4 protein-coding genes are annotated in these 2,090 nt (G+C 34.5%); all 4 read left to right on the forward strand.

The annotated features are described in order from the left end of the window. On the forward strand, positions 1 to 320 hold a 320-nt coding region (locus G5B11_RS18500), incomplete at its 5' end, for an asparagine synthase-related protein (protein WP_244093082.1). Between the two features lie 131 nt (positions 321 to 451). Beyond that, positions 452 to 868, forward strand: a complete 417-nt coding sequence (locus tag G5B11_RS18505; protein WP_022387879.1) for a hypothetical protein — start codon at positions 452 to 454, stop codon at positions 866 to 868. Next, positions 861 to 1,100, forward strand: a complete 240-nt coding sequence (locus tag G5B11_RS18510) for a hypothetical protein (RefSeq protein ID WP_005423104.1) — start codon at positions 861 to 863, stop codon at positions 1,098 to 1,100. Before G5B11_RS18505 ends, G5B11_RS18510 begins: the two co-directional genes overlap by 8 nt. Before the next feature lie 21 nt (positions 1,101 to 1,121). Continuing rightward, positions 1,122 to 1,673: a hypothetical protein gene (locus G5B11_RS18515; RefSeq protein ID WP_022387878.1), complete on the forward strand. Its 552-nt coding sequence runs from the start codon at positions 1,122 to 1,124 to the stop codon at positions 1,671 to 1,673. The last annotated feature ends 417 nt before the right edge of the window (positions 1,674 to 2,090 follow it).

Below are 2,090 nucleotides of genomic sequence, written 5' to 3' on the forward strand. Positions count from 1 at the left end.
AAGAAGCCAAGATTGCAGCGGGTACAACCAAATATATTTTCCGTAAAGCTGTTTCTCAATTCATACCACAGGAAACCGATGAACGTAAGAAACTTGGTTTTCCAATTCCAATCCGTGTGTGGCTGCGGCAGGATGACTGGTATCAGATGGTAAAGGAGTTATTTACCTCGAAAGAAGCAGAAGAGTTTTTTCATACAGATAAGCTTCTTTTACTTCTGAAAGAGCACAAAGAGAAAAAGGCAGATAACAGCCGTAAAATCTGGACAGTTTTGACATTCCTTATCTGGTATGATAGATTTTTTGCTACATGTTCGAAGTGAGAGAGTTGGTTATGAGACGGTAAAAATATAAATATACGAAAAATTCGTTGACAATGGTATTTGGGGCTTTTATAGATAAAACTCTATTTGTTTGTATAGAAACTTTCGGATTATTGGAGGAAGAGTTTAGCATGACAGATATAAAACCATTTTATATTACGATATTATTGCAGGCAATTAACAATATGTATGATGCTGGGTGTTCGATTGCAAAGAAAAAACAGGTATTTCAAGTGAATTTATTGCAGGGAATTACGTTTTGGCTTGCATTGATTGATTTGATTTCAGCAGTTTGCTTCCTTGGAAATCCACAATTGCAATCTGTGGCATCTAGGAAAGGAGTTATATTACTATCCTGTATATTTGTTGGATTTATTCTTTTGTTACTTTACAGAGAAATATTTGTTCATCTTAGCATAATTTACAGAAGAGAAAAATATAGTGCAGGTAGTAGTGTAAGAAATGTGATTGAACCAAAAGACCTTGGGATGCAGTCCGATTGTGACGATGCATGCAACTGGGATGATAAGGAGAATAATTATGATTGAAGCTGTAGCAGTACTTCTTTTTTTTATAGTTGCAGGAACTCTATGGGGGATAGTAGAAACTTTTAAATATAGGAAAAATTTTTCAAGAAACTGTGAAAACGGACAAATCTCCACTATTAAAGCGTACCGAATAAAGCGACGTGGATCCTGGCGGATTTTTGGTGACCGTATTCTAGATGAAAAATCGTTTCTGGTAATGAGGGAAAAGGAGTCAAAGTTAAAAATTCATTAATTCAATAGCGGGGTATTTTAAATGGCTGAACAAAATGTTTTTAATCTAATGCAAAACGATGAGATTGGACTGTTGTGGAAAAAGATATATCAATTACATCAAAAAACCAAAATTTATCTACTTACAGCCGAAGAAATATCAGAAAATGGGGATGCATTGATTCAGCCATTAAAAGAGCACCGGGATGCATATGATCATATTGTAAGGATTTTTGCTAGCACAACCAAAAAAGTGCCGGAAGGATACGATTACTATTCTTATATCAAAGGAAATCTTGAGAAAGCATATGGACATGAATATCGTGCTTTTTTTGATACGGCAGACTGGCTTGCATACAATCTGCGGCATAATTTAAGAGAGCGCATAAATGCGATTCCATATAATAAAAGAAATCAATTAATCCCAAATTGCAAAGAAACAATCAAATTATTGAACCAATACCCATTTGAAATTTCTAATCTACGAAATGACAAGGATATAGTAAAAGAGTCTGACTCGGATGAGACAATAAAAGAATATGAAAATTTGCTTAGGCAATTAATAAAGTTATATAAAGAAATTGATTCAATTTGATGTTGCTACTAAAAACAATTAATAGACTGATTGATCGTCGAAAGGTATCTGTTTGTCCATATCAGTGATATGTTACTCCATAAGGAGAGTTCAGGAATATGTAGAATATTACACTTGCTAAAAAATCTGAGTGCAGAAGCGGCAGACCTTTTTTACAAGTGTAATACGGTTTTACTTTCAAGAGTGACTCAACGACTTGAATAATTGTGCGTCGCATTCTCGTTATTTCAGTGATGAGTTAGACGTGCAAATCTTTTCTAAAAAATACAAATAGAGGGAGTTTTATTGGACTAAATATTTTATAACAGCAGTTGCAGCCGGTATCTCATGATTTATAAAATGAGAATATCGGCTGCTTTTCATTGTATGGCAGAAAAATAAACCACCTGCTCGGCAGGTGGAGGGAGTAGCTTTAGC

It is taken from the genome of Blautia glucerasea (genome assembly GCF_013304385.1).
Classification (GTDB): Bacteria; Bacillota; Clostridia; order Lachnospirales; family Lachnospiraceae; genus Blautia_A; species Blautia_A ammoniilytica.

Coding starts and splice junctions, on each gene's coding strand:
- G5B11_RS18505 (WP_022387879.1), top strand. CDS start 452: ATGACAGATATAAAACCATTTTATATTACGATATTATTGCAGGCAATT.
- G5B11_RS18510 (WP_005423104.1), top strand. CDS start 861: ATGATTGAAGCTGTAGCAGTACTTCTTTTTTTTATAGTTGCAGGAACT.
- G5B11_RS18515 (WP_022387878.1), top strand. CDS start 1,122: ATGGCTGAACAAAATGTTTTTAATCTAATGCAAAACGATGAGATTGGA.